This is a genomic window from Thermus altitudinis, assembly GCF_022760835.1.
GTDB lineage: Bacteria > Deinococcota > Deinococci > Deinococcales > Thermaceae > Thermus > Thermus altitudinis.
Window position 1 is genome coordinate 1 of record NZ_JAKTNQ010000004.1, and the last position, 15,018, is coordinate 15,018.

The following is a 15,018-nucleotide window of genomic DNA, read 5'->3' on the forward strand; positions in this document are numbered from 1 at the left end:
CGCATCATCCAGTTCCGCGATAGCCTCCCCAAGACCAGCGTGGGGAAGATCCTAAGGCGGGAGCTTCGCGAGGAGTTCGCCAAGAGGAACCCCTAGCCCCGGGCCCGGACCACCGCTTCCCGGAACACCTCCACCGCCCGGTCCACCTCGGCCTCGGTGGTGTAGCGGCCCAAGGAGAAGCGCAGGGAAGCCCGGGCCTCCTTGGGGGAGCGGCCAATGGCCAGAAGGACGTGGGAGGGCTCCAGGCTCCCCGCGGAACACGCCGAGCCCGAGGAGACCGCCACCCCCAGGAGGTCCATGGCGAGAAGCAGGGCCTCCCCATCCGCTCCCTTCACCGTCACGTTAACCAGCTTGGGAAGGCGGCGCTCGGGATGGCCGTTGAGCTCCACCCCCTCCAGGGAAAGCAGGCCCGCCTCGAGGCGCCTCCGCAAGGCCAGAAGCCGGGCGGACTCCTCGGGCAAAAGCCTTAGGGCCTTCTCCAAGGCCACCGCCATCCCCTGGGCCAAAAGGGGGCTTTGCGTCCCCCCCCGTCTTCCCCCCTCCTGCTTGCCGGGAACCAAGGGGAAGAGGTCCACGCCCTGGCGCACCACCAGGGCCCCGATCCCCTTGGGGCCATAGAACTTGTGGGCGCTCAAGGAGACCAGGTCCGCCCCCACCTCGTCCACCCGGAAGGGCACCTGTCCGACGGCCTGCACGGCGTCGGTGTGGAAGAGGACCCCGTGGGCCTGGGCGATATGGGCCATCTCCCGGATGGGGTAAAGGGTGCCCAGCTCGTTGTTGGCGGCCATCACGCTCACCAGGATGGTATCGGGCCTTAGGGCCTCCTCCACCTGCTCGGGGTAGACCAAACCGAAACGATCGGGCTTGAGCCGGGTCACGGAAAAGCCCAGGCGCTCAAGAAGCCGCAAGGCCCCCAAGACCGCGGAGTGCTCCACCTCCGTGCTCACCACATGCCCCTTCCCCTTGGCCAGGGCCACCCCCAGGAGGGCCAGGGCATCCGCCTCGGAACCCGAACCGGTAAAGACCACCTCCCGGGGGCGCACCCCCAGGAGGCCGGCAATCCGTTCCCGGGCTCCTTCCAGCACCCGTCGGGCCTCCTGGCCAAAGCGGTGGATGCTGTTGGGGTTGCCAAAAACCCCTTCCACTTGGCGCATGGCCTCCTGGACCTCGTTGTCCAAGGGCGTGGTGGCCGCATAATCCAGATAGATCTGCAAGGTATCCTCCTCCTCGGCCTTCGGCCCCACGTCCACGGCAAGCCCCCCTTGGGGCAGCCACCAAGGCTAAGCCGAAGCCGCCTGAGACTTAACCCGTGGGCTGGAGCTGGATAAGGCGCTTGGCCTCAATGAGCTTCCGCTCCTCAATGAGGTCTTTCAGGGTGGTTCCCCCTAAGACCTGGCGCATGGCCAGGTCCACCCGCTTCCAAAGGAGTTCCGTGGAGCACTGCCCTACCTTGGCGCAGGCCTCGGGGTCCTCAATGCAGGACACGGGCGCCAGGCTTCCCTCCAAGGACTCCACCACCTCCAGGGCGGTCACCTTTTCGGGCGGGCGGGCCAGGCGGTACCCCCCCTTGGCCCCCCGCACGGAGCGGATGAACCCCGAGCGCCTGAGCTGGGCGGCGATCTGCTCCAGGTAGTGCTGGCTGATGCCCTGGGCCTCGGCCACCTCCTTGAGGGGCACCGCCTCGGGAGCCCTAAGGCCGATCTCCACCAGGGCCCTGAGGCCGTACTGGGCCTTCGTGGACACCCACATGCCCCCAGTATACCGCAAAGGCCTCATTTCCCCCCGGAAAACACGGTTTTCACAAAGGCCAGGCCGAACAAGGCGGCCTGCAACAGCACGATGCTGGCCCCGCTGGGCCAGTCCAGGAGGAAGGAGAGAAAGAGGCCCAGGACCGTGGACAGGACCGAAAGCGCCAAGGAGAGGAGGGTAAGCCCAGCAAAGGTGGGGCTTAGGAGCCTGGCCACCGCCCCGGGGATCACCAAAAAGGCCGCCACCAGAATGATCCCCACCACCTTCACCGCCAGCACCAGGCTCACGGCGAGGAAGCCGGAGAGGAGGTAGTCGTGGAGGACCACCGGTACCCGGTCGGAAAGGGCCAGCTCCCGGTCAAAGGTGGCGTAGGCCAAAGGTCCCCAGAGGGGTAGGAGAAGCAGGGCCAGGAGCAGGAGGAGGGCCATGGCCCAAAGGTCTGCCGCCCCCACAGCCAAAAGGGAGCCAAAGAGGTAGCCCATGGCATCCCCCACGTACCCCTTGGCCTTGGAGAGGAAGACGGCCCCCAGGGCCACCGAAAGGGCAAAGAAGACCCCGATGGCGGTGTCCTCGGAGAGCTCGGTCTTCTCCTTCACCAAGGTGATGGCCATGGCCACCAAGAAGGTGAAGGGCAGGGCAAACCAAAGGGGTTCTCCCCTTAGGAAAAGCCCCAAGGCCACCCCAGCGAAGGCGGCATGGGCCAGCCCATCCCCCAGGAAGGAAAGCCGCCTTTGCACCACGAAGGGGGAAAGGAATCCGGAAAGAAGACTCACCAGAAGCCCTGCGCAAAGGGCCCGCTGGAAAAAGGGATAACCCAAAGCCTCAAGCATGCCCACCCCCCAGGTATAGCCCGTGGGCATGGCCCAGGTGGCCGAAGGCCTGGCGCAGGCACCCTTCGGTGAGGGCCCTCTCCGGGGGACCGAAGCCCACCACCCTCCGGTTCATCACCAGGACGTGGCTGGCGTGGTGGGCCGCCTCCCAGTCGTGGGTGATCATGAGCACCGTGGCCCCTGACTCCTCCTGGTAGGCCTCCAGGTACCGGTACAGGTCCACCTCCCCCACCCGGTCCACCCCGGTGGCGGGCTCGTCCAGAAGGAGGATTTTGGGCCTACGGATCAGGGCCCGGGCCAGATAGACCCGCTGGAGCTGCCCCCCGGAAAGCCGGCCTAAGGAGCGGAAGGCCAGCTCCTCGGCCCCCACCCGCCTGAGAGCAGAAAGCGCCTCCTCCCGTTCCCTAGGGGAAAGACGGAAAGGCCAGCGCCGTCTAAGGCCCGTGGCCACCAACTCCAAGGCCAGGGCGGGAAAGGTGCGGTCAAAGGTTTTGATCTGGGGCACGTAGCCGAACCACAAAGGATCGGTTTCCGCTAGGGGGCGCCCCAGGACCCGAACCTCACCCCGGAAGGGCACCAGGCCCAGGATGGCCTTCAAAAGGGTGCTCTTCCCCGCCCCGTTGGGGCCCACAATGGCCACGAAGGCCCCTTGGGGCACATCCAGGCTGACGCCCTCCAGGGCCTGGAACTCCCCGAAGCGCACGGACAGGTGGTGGACCTCGAGGGCCAACACACAATAACGCTAGTCCATTCTCAACTAACCCGTCAAGCCACGCCCCACCGGACCCAAGCCCACGGAAGCCCTAAAAGCTGTGGTCCTCCCCTGGGAAAACCCCTTCCCGCACCTCCCGTACGTACTCGGAAAGGGCCTCGTGGAAAAGCCTTCCCCCCTCCAGGTAGCGCTTCACGAACCGGGGTTTGAACTCCCCATAAAGCCCCACCACGTCGTGAAAGACCAGGACCTGGGCGTCCGTGTAAGGCCCGGCCCCAATGCCGACGGTGTGGACGGATAGCCTCTCCGTGACCTCCTTGGCCAGGCCCGTGGGCACCATCTCCAGCACCACCCCATAGGCCCCCGCCTCCTCCAGGGCCAAGGCCCCCCTAAGGATGCGCTCGGCCTCTTCAGGACGCTTCCCCTGAAGCCTGTATCCCCCAAGCTGGCTGGCCGTCTGGGGGGTAAGGCCCACGTGCCCCAAAACCGGAACCCCCGCCCGGGTGAGGCCCAAGACGATCCCCGCCACCTCCTCCCCACCCTCCAGCTTCACCGCATCCGCCCCGCCTTCCTTCATAAGCCTTTCCGCGGAAGCCAGCGCCCGGTCCAAGGTGGCGTAGGAAAGATAGGGTAGATCGGCCACCAAGAAGGTATCCGGGGCGCCCCGCCTGGCCGCCTTGGTGTGGTGGAGCATCTCCTCCAGGGTGACGGGAACCGTGGAGGGGTAGCCCAATACCACCATGCCCAGGGAATCCCCCACTAGGATGGCGTCCACCCCCGCGCTTTCCGCTAGGCGGGCCGTGGGGTAGTCGTAAGCGGTGAGGTAGACCAGCCTTTGGCCCTTCGCATGGCGAAAGTCCTTTACCGTCCGGCGCACGGGAAGAGGCTATCATGAAAGGGCGTGGACGTGCACCCGGACCTCGCCCTAAGGCCCAAGACCCTGGACGAGTACATCGGCCAGGAGAGGTTGAAAAAGAAACTGAGGGTCTACCTCGAGGCCGCCAAGGCCCGGGGCGAACCCCTGGAGCACCTCCTCCTCTTCGGGCCCCCGGGCCTGGGCAAGACCACCCTGGCCCACGTGATCGCCCATGAGCTGGGGGTCAACCTCCGGGTTACCTCGGGGCCGGCCATAGAGAAGCCGGGGGACCTGGCCGCCATCCTGGCCAACTCCCTGGAGGAAGGGGACATCCTCTTCATTGACGAGATCCACCGCCTAAGCCGCCAGGCGGAGGAACACCTTTACCCGGCCATGGAGGACTTCAAGATGGACATCGTCATCGGCCAGGGACCTGCGGCCCGCACCATCCGCCTGGAGCTTCCCCGCTTCACCTTGATCGGGGCCACCACCCGCCCGGGCCTCATCACCGCCCCCCTCAGGAGCCGGTTCGGCATCGTGGAGCACCTGGAGTACTACTCCTTGGAGGAGCTCTCCGAGGGGGTTCGGCGGGACGCCAGGCTTTTGGGGATCGCCATCACCCAGGAGGCCGCCTTGGAGATCGCCCGCAGGAGCCGGGGGACCATGCGCATCGCCAAACGGCTTTTCCGACGGGTGCGGGACTTCGCCCAGGTGGCGGGGGAGGAAACCATCACCCAGGAACGGGCCCTCGAGGCCCTAAACGCCCTCGGCCTGGACGAGCTGGGCTTGGAAAGGCGGGACCGGGAGATCCTGGAAACCCTGATCCTGCGCTTTGGCGGGGGCCCGGTGGGCCTGCAAACCCTGGCCACCGCCCTTTCCGAGGACCCGGGCACCCTGGAAGAAGTCCATGAACCTTATCTCATCCAGCAGGGCCTCCTGAAGCGCACCCCCCGGGGAAGGGTGGCCACGGAGCGGGCCTACCGCCACCTGGGCTACCCCCCTCCCGTGGAACCCCTCCTCTAGGCCATGGTAAGGGCTACCCTGGAGGAACTGGACCTGGCGGAACTGCTGAAGGTCCTGGCCGACCACCGTAAAAGCGCCGTGGTCACCTTCCAGGGGCGCCTCTATGGCCGGATCCATCTCCTTCACGGGCGCATCCTCTACGCCCGCACCGAACCGGGACCCCACCTGGGGGAGTACCTGGTGCGCCTTGGCCACCTTTCTCTGGATGAGGTTCAAGAACTGGTGGAGCGCCAGGGGCGGGAAAACCCGGGAACCCCCTTGGGGGCCTTGGCCCTGGAACTGGGCCTCATCGGGGAGGAGGAGCTTAAAGAGGCCCTGGAGGCCCAGGTCCTCGAGGCCCTGGCCACCCTGCTGGGGGAGAAGGAGGGGGAGATCCTGGCCGAGCCCCTGGTGGAAGGAAGCCAAGTGGCCCTTCCCCAGACCCTGGAAACCAAGGCTACCCTTCTGGAAGCGGCCCGGCGCCTGGACGAGTGGCGCCAGGGCCAGGTGGATCCCCACGAGGTCTTCCACCTGGTGGAGGACCCCACCCGCCATCCCCTGAGCCCGGAGGCCTGGGCGGTGCTGGAACTCCTGGACGGGGTGCGCCGGGCGCGAAGCGTGGCCTTGCTTTCCGGCCTCCCGGAGGAGCAGGTTTACCACATCCTCTTTGAACTGAAAAGCCGGGGGCTGATCCGCCCTTCCACCCTGCTGGCGGACGACCCCCTGGTCCTGGTGTTGGCGGAAAGCGGGGTGGTGCGGCGGCTCCTTCTCTACCTCCTGGAGGCCCACCGCTACCGGGTGCAGCTCCCCTTGGACCTGGAGATGGCCCTCCGCCTTCTCAAAGAGAGGCCCAAGGCCATCATCCTCCAGGGAGAAAAAGCCTTAGAAACAGCCCGAAGGCTTAGGGCCCACCCCGAGGGCAAGCTGGCCTCCTTGTACCTGGTGAGCGAAACCCCGCCGGGGCTTCTCTTCCGCCCCCTTAGGGTCTTGCACCTTCCCAAACCCCTAAAGGCCCAGGAGGTGCTGAAGGCCCTGGCCCCCTTGAGGCGCGGGGGAGGCTAGTTGGGCCGCCTCCCTTCCCGGAGAATGGCCTCCGCCCGCTCCCGGTAGGCCCGGAGGGCCTGGTGCCACTCGTCGGCGGGGTGGACATGGGGCAACACCGCCTCGGTGCGGGCCAGGATCTCCTCCGGGGAGCGGTAGCCCAGCTGGGCCAGGGTATCCACCACCATCTCCTGGGCCCCCACCCACTCCCGGCTTCCCTCCTCGGCGAGCTCCGCCGCCTTGCGGTAATGGGCCAAGGCCTCCTCCAGGTGCATGAGGTCGTAGGCGATGTGGCCCAGGATGAGCTCCCCCGCGGCCAAAGCCCCTTCCGCCATGGCCTCCTGGGCTAGCCTTTCCGCCTCCTGGTACCGCCCCTGGCGATACAGGACCTCGGCCAGGTCCGCCAGGGCCTGGGCCCGGTAGGGGTAGCCTTCCTCCTTCAAGAGGGCCTTCAGGTATTCCTCGGCCTCTAGATGGCTCCCCTGGTCCAGGGCCGCCACCGCCATCTCGTGGAGGACATACCCCCTTTCCACCCCCTCCGCCCGGGCCAAGGCTTCCTGAAAGGCGGCCATGGCCTCGGGATAGCGCCCCAGGCGTAAGAGGATCTGCCCTTGCAAAAGGGGGGTGCCGTAGGCCTTGTGGCCGCTTTCCTCCTCCCGTCTTAGGGCCTCCCGCACCTCCTCCAGGGCCCGGTTGGGGTTATCCAGGAGGAGGTGGGCCCGGGCCAGGAGGTAGTGGCGGGTGGCGGCATCCTCGAGGGGTTCTTCCCCCACGGCCTCCGCGGCCTCCTCCAGGGCCAGGAGGGCCCTTTCCCCCTCCCCCGCCTCCACCCACATGGCCGCGGCATCCAAAAGAAGCCAGTAGCGCTCCAGGCCCAAGGCCAGCTCCGCCCCCCTCTCGTAGGCCAAGGCGGCCTCGGGGTAGCGGCCAAGCTGTTCCAAGGCCCTTCCCTTAAGCCCCTCCGCCCGCCAGGCCAAAAAGGCGGGAAGCCCTTCCTTAAGGGTCCTTAGCACCTCCTCAAACCGGCCCAGGTAGAAGAGGGCCTGGGCCTGGTGGTAGCGGGCCCGGGGGTCCTCCGTGGGGAGGAAAAGGGCCCGCACCTCCCCCTCCCCCCGGCCCTCGAGGGCCAAAAGCTCCCCCAAAAGGGCCCGGTACAGGGGGTCGTACTCCAGCCCCCCCAGCTCATAGGCCTCCTCCAGGGCCCGGTGGGCCTTCTCCCGCCCCTCCTCCCCGTAGAGGCTATGCACCTCCGCCAGGAGGAGAAGGGCCTCCTTGGCCTCCTCCTTGGAGCCGAAAAGGGCCTTGCGGGTGAGGCGCTCAATGGCGGTATCGTAATCCCCGTGGTGCAGGGCCTCGAGGACCCCCCTCATCGCCGCTTGAGGATACCACAGCCCTCAATCCTCTCACCCTAAAGGCGCTACCATAGGACCAGGGAGGTAGACCTTGCCGCAGCGGATTAACCCTTTCACCCTGATCTTTTTGCTCCTTCTAGGCTATCTGGCCTACACCGCCTTCACGGGCCCTCCGGCCCCTACCCTTTCCTACACCGAGTTTCGCAAGCTGGTACGGGAAGGCAGGGTGGCCGAGGTGGTCCTAGAGGAAACCCGGATCCTGGGCACCCTTAAAGAGCCGGAACGCTTCCCCACCCCCCAAGGGGGAAGCCAAGTGGCCCGGCGCTTCGCCGTGCCCTTGCCCCCCGCCCAGGTGGCCGATCCCGAGCTCCTGCGCTTTCTGGAGGAAAACGGGGTCAAGATCATGACCAAGCCCCCTTCCTTCTGGCCCCAGTTCCTCCTCTACCTGGGCCCCACGGTCCTCCTCATCCTCTTCTTCTGGTTCTTCTTCATGCGGGCCCAAGGGGGGGCCGGCCAGGTGATGCAGTTCGGCCAGAGCCGGGCCAAACTCTACGGCAAGGAGAAGCAGGTGAACACTACCTTCAAGGACGTGGCCGGCCACGAGGAGGCCAAGCGGGAGCTCATGGAGGTGGTGGACTTCCTCAAAAATCCCAAAAAGTACCTGGAACTAGGGGCAGAAATCCCCAAAGGCGTCCTCCTGGTGGGGCCACCAGGAACCGGCAAGACCCTCCTGGCCCGGGCGGTGGCGGGGGAGGCCGGGGTGCCCTTCTTCTCCGTTTCCGCCAGCGAGTTCATGGAGATGTTCGTGGGCGTGGGAGCAAGCCGGGTACGAAGCCTCTTTGAGGATGCCCGCAGGAACGCCCCCAGCATCATCTTCATTGATGAGCTGGACTCCATCGGCCGCAAGCGGGGGGCGGGCATAGGCGGCGGCCACGACGAGCGGGAACAGACGCTAAACCAGATCCTTTCCGAGATGGACGGCTTTGAGAAGGACACCTCCGTGATCGTCCTGGCCGCCACCAACCGTCCGGATATCCTGGACCCCGCCCTCCTGCGCCCCGGGCGCTTTGACCGCCAGGTGGTGGTGGGCCTTCCCGCCCTCGAGGAGCGCCGGGATATCCTCCTGGTCCACATGCGGGGCAAACCCATGGCCGAGGACGTGGACGCCCTGGAGTTGGCCCACCTCACCCCGGGCTTCTCCGGGGCCGACCTCAAGAACCTGGTGAACGAGGCGGCCCTGCTGGCGGCCCGGGACGGCGCTAAGCAAGTCCGCAAGGAGCACTTCCTCAAGGCCCTGGACAAGATCGTCTTAGGCCTGGAGCGGCCCGCCCTAAAGCTTTCCGAGGAGGAGAAAAGGGCCGTGGCCTACCACGAGGCGGGGCATGCGGTGGTGGGGGAGGTCCTGCCCCACGCCGACAAAACCGAGAAGGTCTCCATCGTCCCTAGGGGCATGGCCTTGGGCGCCCGCTGGAGCAAGCCGGAGGAGAGGGTCTTGGTCTCCAAGGACCACCTCATGGACGAGCTGGCCGTCCTCATGGCGGGCCGGGTGGCGGAGGAGCTTTTCACCGGCACCGTGACCACCGGGGCCCAGGACGACTTCAAGCGGGCCACCCAGATCGCCAAGCGCATGGTCCTGGACTGGGGCATGGGGGAGCACTTCAGGAACATCGCTTGGGGTTCGGACTCGGGCCCCATCTTCCTGGGAGAGGAGATCGCCAAGAAAAAGGACCACTCCGAGGAAACCGCCCGCCTCATTGACCAGGACATCCGCCAAATCCTGGACGAGGCCTACGCCAAGGCTCGCCAGGTTCTCATGGCCCATGCGGAGGCCATGCACAGGATCGCCGAGGAGCTCCTCCGGGAGGAAACCATCCCCGGGGAGCGGGTGCGGGCCATCCTTAAGGAAACGCAGCCGGTGCAGAGGGCCTCGGAGGAAAGCCCCTAGCAAAGGGCAGGAAGGGCCCTTCTGGCCTCGGAAAGAAGGGCCTCTTTTGTGGGCTCATCCCACCCCAGGAGGGGGGCCATGAGGTCCACCACCCGGGGCAAGGCCTCCTCTGCCCGCTTCCGGTCCAAAAGGGCCAGGCCCATCCTGCGGGCCAGCACGTCCAAAGGCCTTTGCGCCAGCTCCTCCCTTACGGCAAAAACCACCTCCCCCTCCAGGTAGGGTAGCCCTGGGAGCAGGGGCCGATCCCCCAGGGCCACCACCTCCCCCGCCCGGGTGCCGTAGTGGCCATAAAGGTGCGCCGCCACCTCCTCCGGAAGGGGCAAGGGGGGCTTGGGCCCCGCCCCCAGGAGGAGGGTGCAGTGGCTTTGGGAGGGGGGAAGGTGGAGGGAGAGGTCCCGGGCCAGGCGTTCCAGTAGGTCCAAGGCCATGAGGCGGAAGGTGGTCCACTTGCCCCCGGTGAGGGTGTAAAGCCCCTTTTCCTCCACGATGAGGTGGTCCCGCTCCAGCCTTTTGGTCTCCCCTTTCCCCACCAGGGGCCGGAGGCCCGCCCAGGCGGCCAGGACCCTGTCCGAAAGGTCCCTCAGGTAGGGACGGATCTCCTCCAGGAGGTAGGCCACCTCCTCCTCCCGGGGAAGAGGGCAGGCCCTGGCCTCGGCCAGGAGGTCGGTGGTGCCCAGAAGGGCCTTGCCCTGCCAGGGCAGGAGAAAAAGAACCCGGCCATCCCGCGTCCTGGGCAGGAGGAGGCCCACCTTTAAGGGGTAGTCCAGGACCAGGTGGGCCCCGCTGGAGGGGGTGAGGAGAGGTGGGAGGTGAGGGTCCAGAAGCCGGCGCACCCGGTCCGCCTGGGGCCCGGTGGCGTTCACCACCGCCTGGGCCCAGACCTCCACCTCTTGGCCCGTAAGGCGGTCCTTCACCACCGCACCCCGCACCCTCCCCTCCTTCAGAAGAAAGCCCGTGGCCTCCGCGTAGTTTAGGGCCACCGCCTTCCGGCTTAGGGCGGAGAGGATGAGGGCCAGGTTCAGGCGATGGTCGGCGAACTGGCCGTCCTGGTAGAGGATGCCCCCCAAGGTGGGGGGGAGGTCGGGGAAAAGGACCCCCACCTCCTTGGGGGAAGCGTAGCGGCTTGGGGCCAGGCGCCTGGCCCCCGCCAGGAGGTCGTAGAGCTTTAGACCCACCCAATAATAGGGGAGCTCGAGGGGGCGGAAGAGGGGGGTGAGGAGGGTGAGGGGCCGCGCCAGGTGCGGGGCCAGGCCCATCACCACCTGGCGTTCCCCTAGGGCCTCCCGCACCAGGCGGAGCTGCTTGGGGTTCCGTTCCTTGAAGGCCAGCTCCAGGTAGCGCACCCCCCCGTGGAGCAGCTTGGTGGAGCGGCTGCTGGTACCCATGCCGAAGTCCCCCGCCTCCACCAAGGCCGCCCGTAGGCCCCTCAGGGTGGCCTCCCAAAGGACCCCCGCCCCCGTGGCCCCACCCCCCAGGATCAGGAGGTCCCAAGGCCCTTTGAGCCCTTCCCAAAGCTCCTCGCGGCTTGGGCTCATCCCTCCTCCCTTGCCCAGCCCAGGGCCCGCTCCACCGCCCGCCGCCAACCCCCATGGAGGGCCTTCCGCTTTTCCTCCGGCATCCGGGGGTCAAAGCGCGCCTCCAGGGTCCAGGCCCCCTTCACCTCCTCCAGCCCCAGCGCCCCTGCTCCCACCCCCGCCATCAGGGCCGCCCCCAAGGCGGTGGTCTCCGTAACCTTGGGCCTCAGGACCGGCACCCCCAGAAGGTCCGCCTGGATCTCCAGGAACAAGGGGTTTTGGGCCATTCCCCCATCCACACGGAGTTCCTTCAGGAGTAGACCCGCCTCCTCCTCCATGGCCCGCACCACGTCCGCCACCTGGAAGGCCACCCCCTCCAAGGCCGCCCGGGCCAGGTGGGCCTTGCCGGTGCCCCGGGTGAGGCCCAAAATGGCCCCCCGGGCGTAAGGGTCCCAGTAGGGGGCCCCCAGGCCCGTGAAGGCCGGGACCAGGTACACGCCCCCGGTGTCCGCCACCTCCCGGGCCAAGGCCTCCACCTGGGCGCTCTCCTGCACCAGGCCCAGGTCCTTAAGCCACCCCACCACCGCCCCCGCCATGAACACGCTCCCCTCCAGGGCGTAGCTGGCCCTATCCCCCAGGCTCCAGGCCACGGTGGCGAGGAGGCCCTTCTTGGAGAGCACCGGCCGCTCCCCTGTGTGCAGCAGCAAGAAAGCCCCGGTACCGTAGGTGCACTTCCCCTCCCCCGCCCCCAAGGCTGCCTGCCCGAAAAGGGCCGCCTGCTGGTCCCCAAGAACCCCGCGGATGGGAAGGGCCTCGCCCAAAAGCCCGGGCAGGGTTTCCCCAAAATCCCCCGCCGAGGGGCGCACCTCGGGAAGCATGGCCCGGGGAATCCCCAAGACGTCTAGGAGTTCCTGGTCCCAGGAGAGGGTATGCAGGTTAAAAAGCAGGGTGCGGCTGGCGTTGGAGGGGTCGGTGGCATGGACCTTCCCCCCGGTGAGGCGGTAGAGGAGCCAGGTGTCCACGGTGCCGAACAGGGCCTCCCCCTTTTCCGCCTTCTCCCTGAGGCCAGGCACGTTCTCCAGAAGCCAGGCCAGCTTGGTGCCGGAGAAGTAGGGGTCCAGAAGGAGCCCGGTGCGCTCCCGGAAAAGGGGCTCCCAACCTTGGGCCTTAAGGGTCTGGCACCAAGGGGCCGTGCGCCGGTCCTGCCAGACGATGGCGTTATGGAGGGGCCTTCCCGTCCCCCTCTCAAACACCAGGGTGGTCTCCCGCTGGTTGGTAAGCCCTAACGCCACCACCTCCTGGGCCTCCACCCCCGCCCTTGCCAGGACCTCCTGGGCCGCCTGCAGCTGGCTTTCCCAGATCTCCAGGGGGTCGTGCTCCACCCAGCCGGGCCGGGGGTAAAGCTGCCGGAACTCCCGCCGGGCCATGGCCACAGGCTCCCCCTGCAAGGTAAAAAGGAGGGCCCGGCTGCTGCTGGTACCCTGGTCCAGGGCCAAAAGGTATTTCATAAGACCTCCCGTAGCCTTTTTGCCGTTTCCTCGGGCAAGGCGTCCACCACAAAGGTACCCGCTCCCAGCTCCGTGCCCGCCAGGAACTTGAGCTTGTCCTTGGCCCGTTTGGGCGGATAGAACTCCACGTGGAAATGGAAGGTGCGCTCCTCCCCTAGGGGGGCTGCGTGGAAGACCATGACGTAGGGAAAGGCCTCCCCGAAAAGGGCGTCGTAGCGGGCCACCACCCGGCCCAGAAGGCGGGCGAAGGCGGCCATCTCCTCATGGGAAAGGGTCCAAAGCCCGGGGTGGCGCTGCCGAGGGACCACCCAAACCTCATAGGGGTAACGGGCAAAGGGGGGTACGAAGGCTAAGAACCCCTCCTCCTGGTCCACCCGGTAGGGCTGCAAGTGGGGAAGAAGCTCGAGGAGCACCGGCCTCTCCCGGAAGGCCTGGCTTTCTCGCTCCAAGATGGGGGGCACCCAGGGGTAGGCGTAGATCTGCCCATGGGGGTGGTGCAGGGTCACCCCCACCGCCTCCCCCCGGTTTTCAAAGGGCATGACGAACTGGACGCCCTTTAGGGCATACAGGGCCTGGTACCGCTCCCGCCAAACCCAAGCCAAAAGCAGCCTTTCCTCCTCCTTGAGGGTGGCCAGGCTCCCCACGTGGGCCTGGGTGTAGACCACCACCTCGCAGCGGCCTAAAGCCTCCCCTGCGGGAACGGGCAACCCTTCCGGGGGAGGGGTGGGGCTTGGCCCCAGGGAGGGAAAGCGGTTCTCAAAGACCGCCACCTGGAAGCGGGCGAAGGGGATCTCCGTGGGGAAACCCCCTTCCCGGCTAGGGCAAAGGGGGCAGTGCTCCTTGGGGGGCAAAAAGGTGCGCTCCTGACGGTGGGCGGCGTAGACCACCCATTCCTGCCGCAGGGGATGGTAGCGGAGGTGGGGAGCGGGGCTGAAGGGCTCGGCGGGCTCCGGGAGGGGGGGGTCCTCGAGGGGACGGAGCCCGTAAAGGATGAGCTCCCGTCCATCCGCTTTGCGGTGGACCCGCCTATAGTAGGGAAGCATAGTCCAAGACCTCCTCCCCCACCTGGAAGCGGTAGGGGCCAAGCCGGTTTACCGCCTGGTCCTGGCTCAGAAAGGCCAAAAGCCTTTCCCTCTCTTCCGGGGTAAGCCAGGAGGGGGGGTCGGAAGTGGCCTTGAAGCCGGTGATCTCCCCCATGGCCTCCTGGAGGCGCCTCTCTTCAGGGGTCAGCAAGGAGAAACGGCTTCGGAAATAGGCCACATCCGGGTCCACCTGCACGTTTTCCCGAAGCCACAGCCGGTGCAGGGTGGTGCGGAGGGCATTCTTTAGCCCGGGGCCCGTGGGGTCCTGAAGCCAGAAGGAGCGGTCCTCGTTGTCCCAGTAGGGGGCCACATCCGGTCCCACCCGCAGGCCATCGGCAAGCCCCAAGGAGGCCAGGATGGGGGCCCCGCAGAAGAGAAGATAAGCGCCACCCGCTTCCTCCCGTATCCGTTCCATGGCCTCTCGGTACCGCCCCTCTCCCTCGGCCCCGGGAAGGGCAGCCGCATAGAGAAAGTCCAGCTTGATGTAATCGTACCCCCACTCCCGGACCTTATGCACCAGGCCAGCCACGTATTGCAAAACCTCCTCGTTCCCCGAGTCTAAGGCGTAAAGGGGTCTTCCCCAGTTAAATCCCGCTGGGACGGGCCGGCCTTCCCCATCCCTAAGCACCCACTCGGGGCGGGCGTGCCCCAGGGGGCTGTCCGGGGTCAGCAGAAAGGGTGCCAGCCATAGCCCGGCCCTGAGGCCCTTTTCCCGGATCCTCTCCGCCAAAAAGGCCATTCCCCGGGGGAAGCGACCGTTGGCCTCCCAGTCCCCAAGGGCCCGCTGCCAGCCATCGTCAATCTGGAAGACCTCAAAGGGGAAGTGGGCCACCTCCTCCAAGGCGGCGAGGAGCAAGGCCTCGCTGATGCGGGTGTAGTAGCCATACCAGGAGCACCACACCCTAGGGGGCTTTCCGGAAGGGCGCCGGGGAAGGTGGCTGGCGTAGGCGGGAAAAACCTCCTCTTCCGGTCCATAGGCCAAGAACCAGCGGCCCTCCCCCGAGGCATACCGCCCCAAAAGCACCTCCTGCCGCCCCAAAACCCTGGCCCCCAGGTCCAAGGCCCCCAGGAGGAGAACCTGGCCATCGGGAAGGCGCAAGGCCCCAAGGCCGCTACCCCACCAGGCCCTCCCCCACTCCGCCGCCTCCAGAAGAAAGGGATCATCGGACTGAGGGCGGCGCTCCTTGGGGAGAAGGGGCTTGGGGGGCTCCCCTAGGTCCACCCAGGCGGACAGGCTCCAGCTCTGCCACCCGTGGCGGAAAAACCGCACCCCCCTAGAGGGCGCAAAGGCCCGAACCTCCCTTCCCCTCAGGAGATACCCCCCGGAAACCGGTTCCGAGGAGGCTGCCGTGACCCCCACCTCGAGGCGGCTTCCCCGCAAGGCATCCCAAAACTCTAGCCGCATGGCCCCTCCACAGGCTTCTCCC

The 15,018-nt window shown here is 67.0% G+C and carries 13 protein-coding genes; 3 read left to right on the plus strand and 10 right to left on the minus strand.

The features are described 5' to 3' along the window. Positions 1 to 92 precede the first annotated feature (92 nt). The 5 genes from L0D16_RS02360 to panB form a co-directional block, all read right to left on the minus strand. The gene (locus L0D16_RS02360) at positions 93 to 1,250 is read right to left on the minus strand and encodes a cysteine desulfurase family protein (protein WP_298628613.1); all 1,158 of its coding nucleotides are present in this window, start codon (positions 1,248 to 1,250) and stop codon (positions 93 to 95) included. Between the two features lie 52 nt (positions 1,251 to 1,302). Continuing rightward, positions 1,303 to 1,749, minus strand: coding sequence for an RrF2 family transcriptional regulator (locus L0D16_RS02365; protein WP_114314050.1), 447 nt, complete (start codon positions 1,747 to 1,749; stop codon positions 1,303 to 1,305). Positions 1,750 to 1,772: 23 nt separating this feature from the next. After that, positions 1,773 to 2,579 (minus strand): metal ABC transporter permease, encoded by an 807-nt coding sequence (locus L0D16_RS02370; RefSeq protein ID WP_243029760.1) that lies wholly within the window; start codon positions 2,577 to 2,579, stop codon positions 1,773 to 1,775. After that, positions 2,572 to 3,312: a metal ABC transporter ATP-binding protein gene (locus L0D16_RS02375; RefSeq protein ID WP_243029762.1), complete on the minus strand. Its 741-nt coding sequence runs from the start codon at positions 3,310 to 3,312 to the stop codon at positions 2,572 to 2,574. Before L0D16_RS02375 ends, L0D16_RS02370 begins: the two co-directional genes overlap by 8 nt. 70 nt (positions 3,313 to 3,382) lie before the next feature. Next, the gene (gene panB / locus L0D16_RS02380) at positions 3,383 to 4,168 is read right to left on the minus strand and encodes a 3-methyl-2-oxobutanoate hydroxymethyltransferase (RefSeq protein WP_243029764.1); all 786 of its coding nucleotides are present in this window, start codon (positions 4,166 to 4,168) and stop codon (positions 3,383 to 3,385) included. Between the two features lie 30 nt (positions 4,169 to 4,198). Between panB and ruvB the strand changes: the two genes are divergently transcribed. Both ruvB and L0D16_RS02390 read left to right on the plus strand, forming a co-directional pair. Then, positions 4,199 to 5,170, plus strand: a complete 972-nt coding sequence (gene ruvB, locus L0D16_RS02385) for a Holliday junction branch migration DNA helicase RuvB (RefSeq protein WP_243029909.1) — start codon at positions 4,199 to 4,201, stop codon at positions 5,168 to 5,170. Positions 5,171 to 5,173: 3 nt separating this feature from the next. Continuing rightward, the gene (locus L0D16_RS02390; RefSeq protein WP_243029765.1) at positions 5,174 to 6,211 is read left to right on the plus strand and encodes a DUF4388 domain-containing protein; all 1,038 of its coding nucleotides are present in this window, start codon (positions 5,174 to 5,176) and stop codon (positions 6,209 to 6,211) included. Here the strand turns inward: L0D16_RS02390 and L0D16_RS02395 are convergent. Next, positions 6,208 to 7,560 (minus strand): tetratricopeptide repeat protein, encoded by a 1,353-nt coding sequence (locus L0D16_RS02395; protein ID WP_243029766.1) that lies wholly within the window; start codon positions 7,558 to 7,560, stop codon positions 6,208 to 6,210. The genes L0D16_RS02390 and L0D16_RS02395 overlap by 4 nt on opposite strands. A gap of 73 nt (positions 7,561 to 7,633) precedes the next feature. Between L0D16_RS02395 and ftsH the strand changes: the two genes are divergently transcribed. Further along, positions 7,634 to 9,487 carry an ATP-dependent zinc metalloprotease FtsH gene (gene ftsH / locus L0D16_RS02400; RefSeq protein ID WP_243029767.1) on the plus strand — a complete coding sequence of 618 codons (1,854 nt, stop codon included), beginning with the start codon at positions 7,634 to 7,636 and terminating at the stop codon, positions 9,485 to 9,487. On the opposite strand, the gene L0D16_RS02405 is transcribed toward ftsH, so the two are convergent. The 4 genes from L0D16_RS02405 to L0D16_RS02420 are packed head-to-tail and all read right to left on the minus strand — an operon-like array spanning position 9,484 to position 14,996. Then, positions 9,484 to 11,022, minus strand: coding sequence for an FAD-dependent oxidoreductase (locus L0D16_RS02405; RefSeq protein WP_243029768.1), 1,539 nt, complete (start codon positions 11,020 to 11,022; stop codon positions 9,484 to 9,486). The genes ftsH and L0D16_RS02405 overlap by 4 nt on opposite strands. Continuing rightward, positions 11,019 to 12,509: a glycerol kinase GlpK gene (gene glpK, locus L0D16_RS02410; RefSeq protein WP_243029769.1), complete on the minus strand. Its 1,491-nt coding sequence runs from the start codon at positions 12,507 to 12,509 to the stop codon at positions 11,019 to 11,021. The genes L0D16_RS02405 and glpK overlap by 4 nt, the downstream gene beginning before the upstream one ends. Next, positions 12,506 to 13,552, minus strand: a complete 1,047-nt coding sequence (gene galT, locus L0D16_RS02415; RefSeq protein WP_243029770.1) for a galactose-1-phosphate uridylyltransferase — start codon at positions 13,550 to 13,552, stop codon at positions 12,506 to 12,508. Before galT ends, glpK begins: the two co-directional genes overlap by 4 nt. Next, positions 13,536 to 14,996: a glycoside hydrolase family 36 protein gene (locus L0D16_RS02420; protein ID WP_243029771.1), complete on the minus strand. Its 1,461-nt coding sequence runs from the start codon at positions 14,994 to 14,996 to the stop codon at positions 13,536 to 13,538. Before L0D16_RS02420 ends, galT begins: the two co-directional genes overlap by 17 nt. Positions 14,997 to 15,018: the final 22 nt, after the last annotated feature.

Bases quoted from the DNA above. Each gene is read 5' to 3' on its own strand.
- L0D16_RS02365 (WP_114314050.1), bottom strand. From the start codon at position 1,749: ATGTGGGTGTCCACGAAGGCCCAGTACGGCCTCAGGGCCCTGGTGGAG.
- L0D16_RS02370 (WP_243029760.1), bottom strand. From the start codon at position 2,579: ATGCTTGAGGCTTTGGGTTATCCCTTTTTCCAGCGGGCCCTTTGCGCA.
- L0D16_RS02390 (WP_243029765.1), top strand. From the start codon at position 5,174: ATGGTAAGGGCTACCCTGGAGGAACTGGACCTGGCGGAACTGCTGAAG.
- L0D16_RS02395 (WP_243029766.1), bottom strand. From the start codon at position 7,560: ATGAGGGGGGTCCTCGAGGCCCTGCACCACGGGGATTACGATACCGCC.
- L0D16_RS02405 (WP_243029768.1), bottom strand. From the start codon at position 11,022: ATGAGCCCAAGCCGCGAGGAGCTTTGGGAAGGGCTCAAAGGGCCTTGG.
- glpK (WP_243029769.1), bottom strand. From the start codon at position 12,509: ATGAAATACCTTTTGGCCCTGGACCAGGGTACCAGCAGCAGCCGGGCC.
- galT (WP_243029770.1), bottom strand. From the start codon at position 13,552: ATGCTTCCCTACTATAGGCGGGTCCACCGCAAAGCGGATGGACGGGAG.
- L0D16_RS02420 (WP_243029771.1), bottom strand. From the start codon at position 14,996: ATGCGGCTAGAGTTTTGGGATGCCTTGCGGGGAAGCCGCCTCGAGGTG.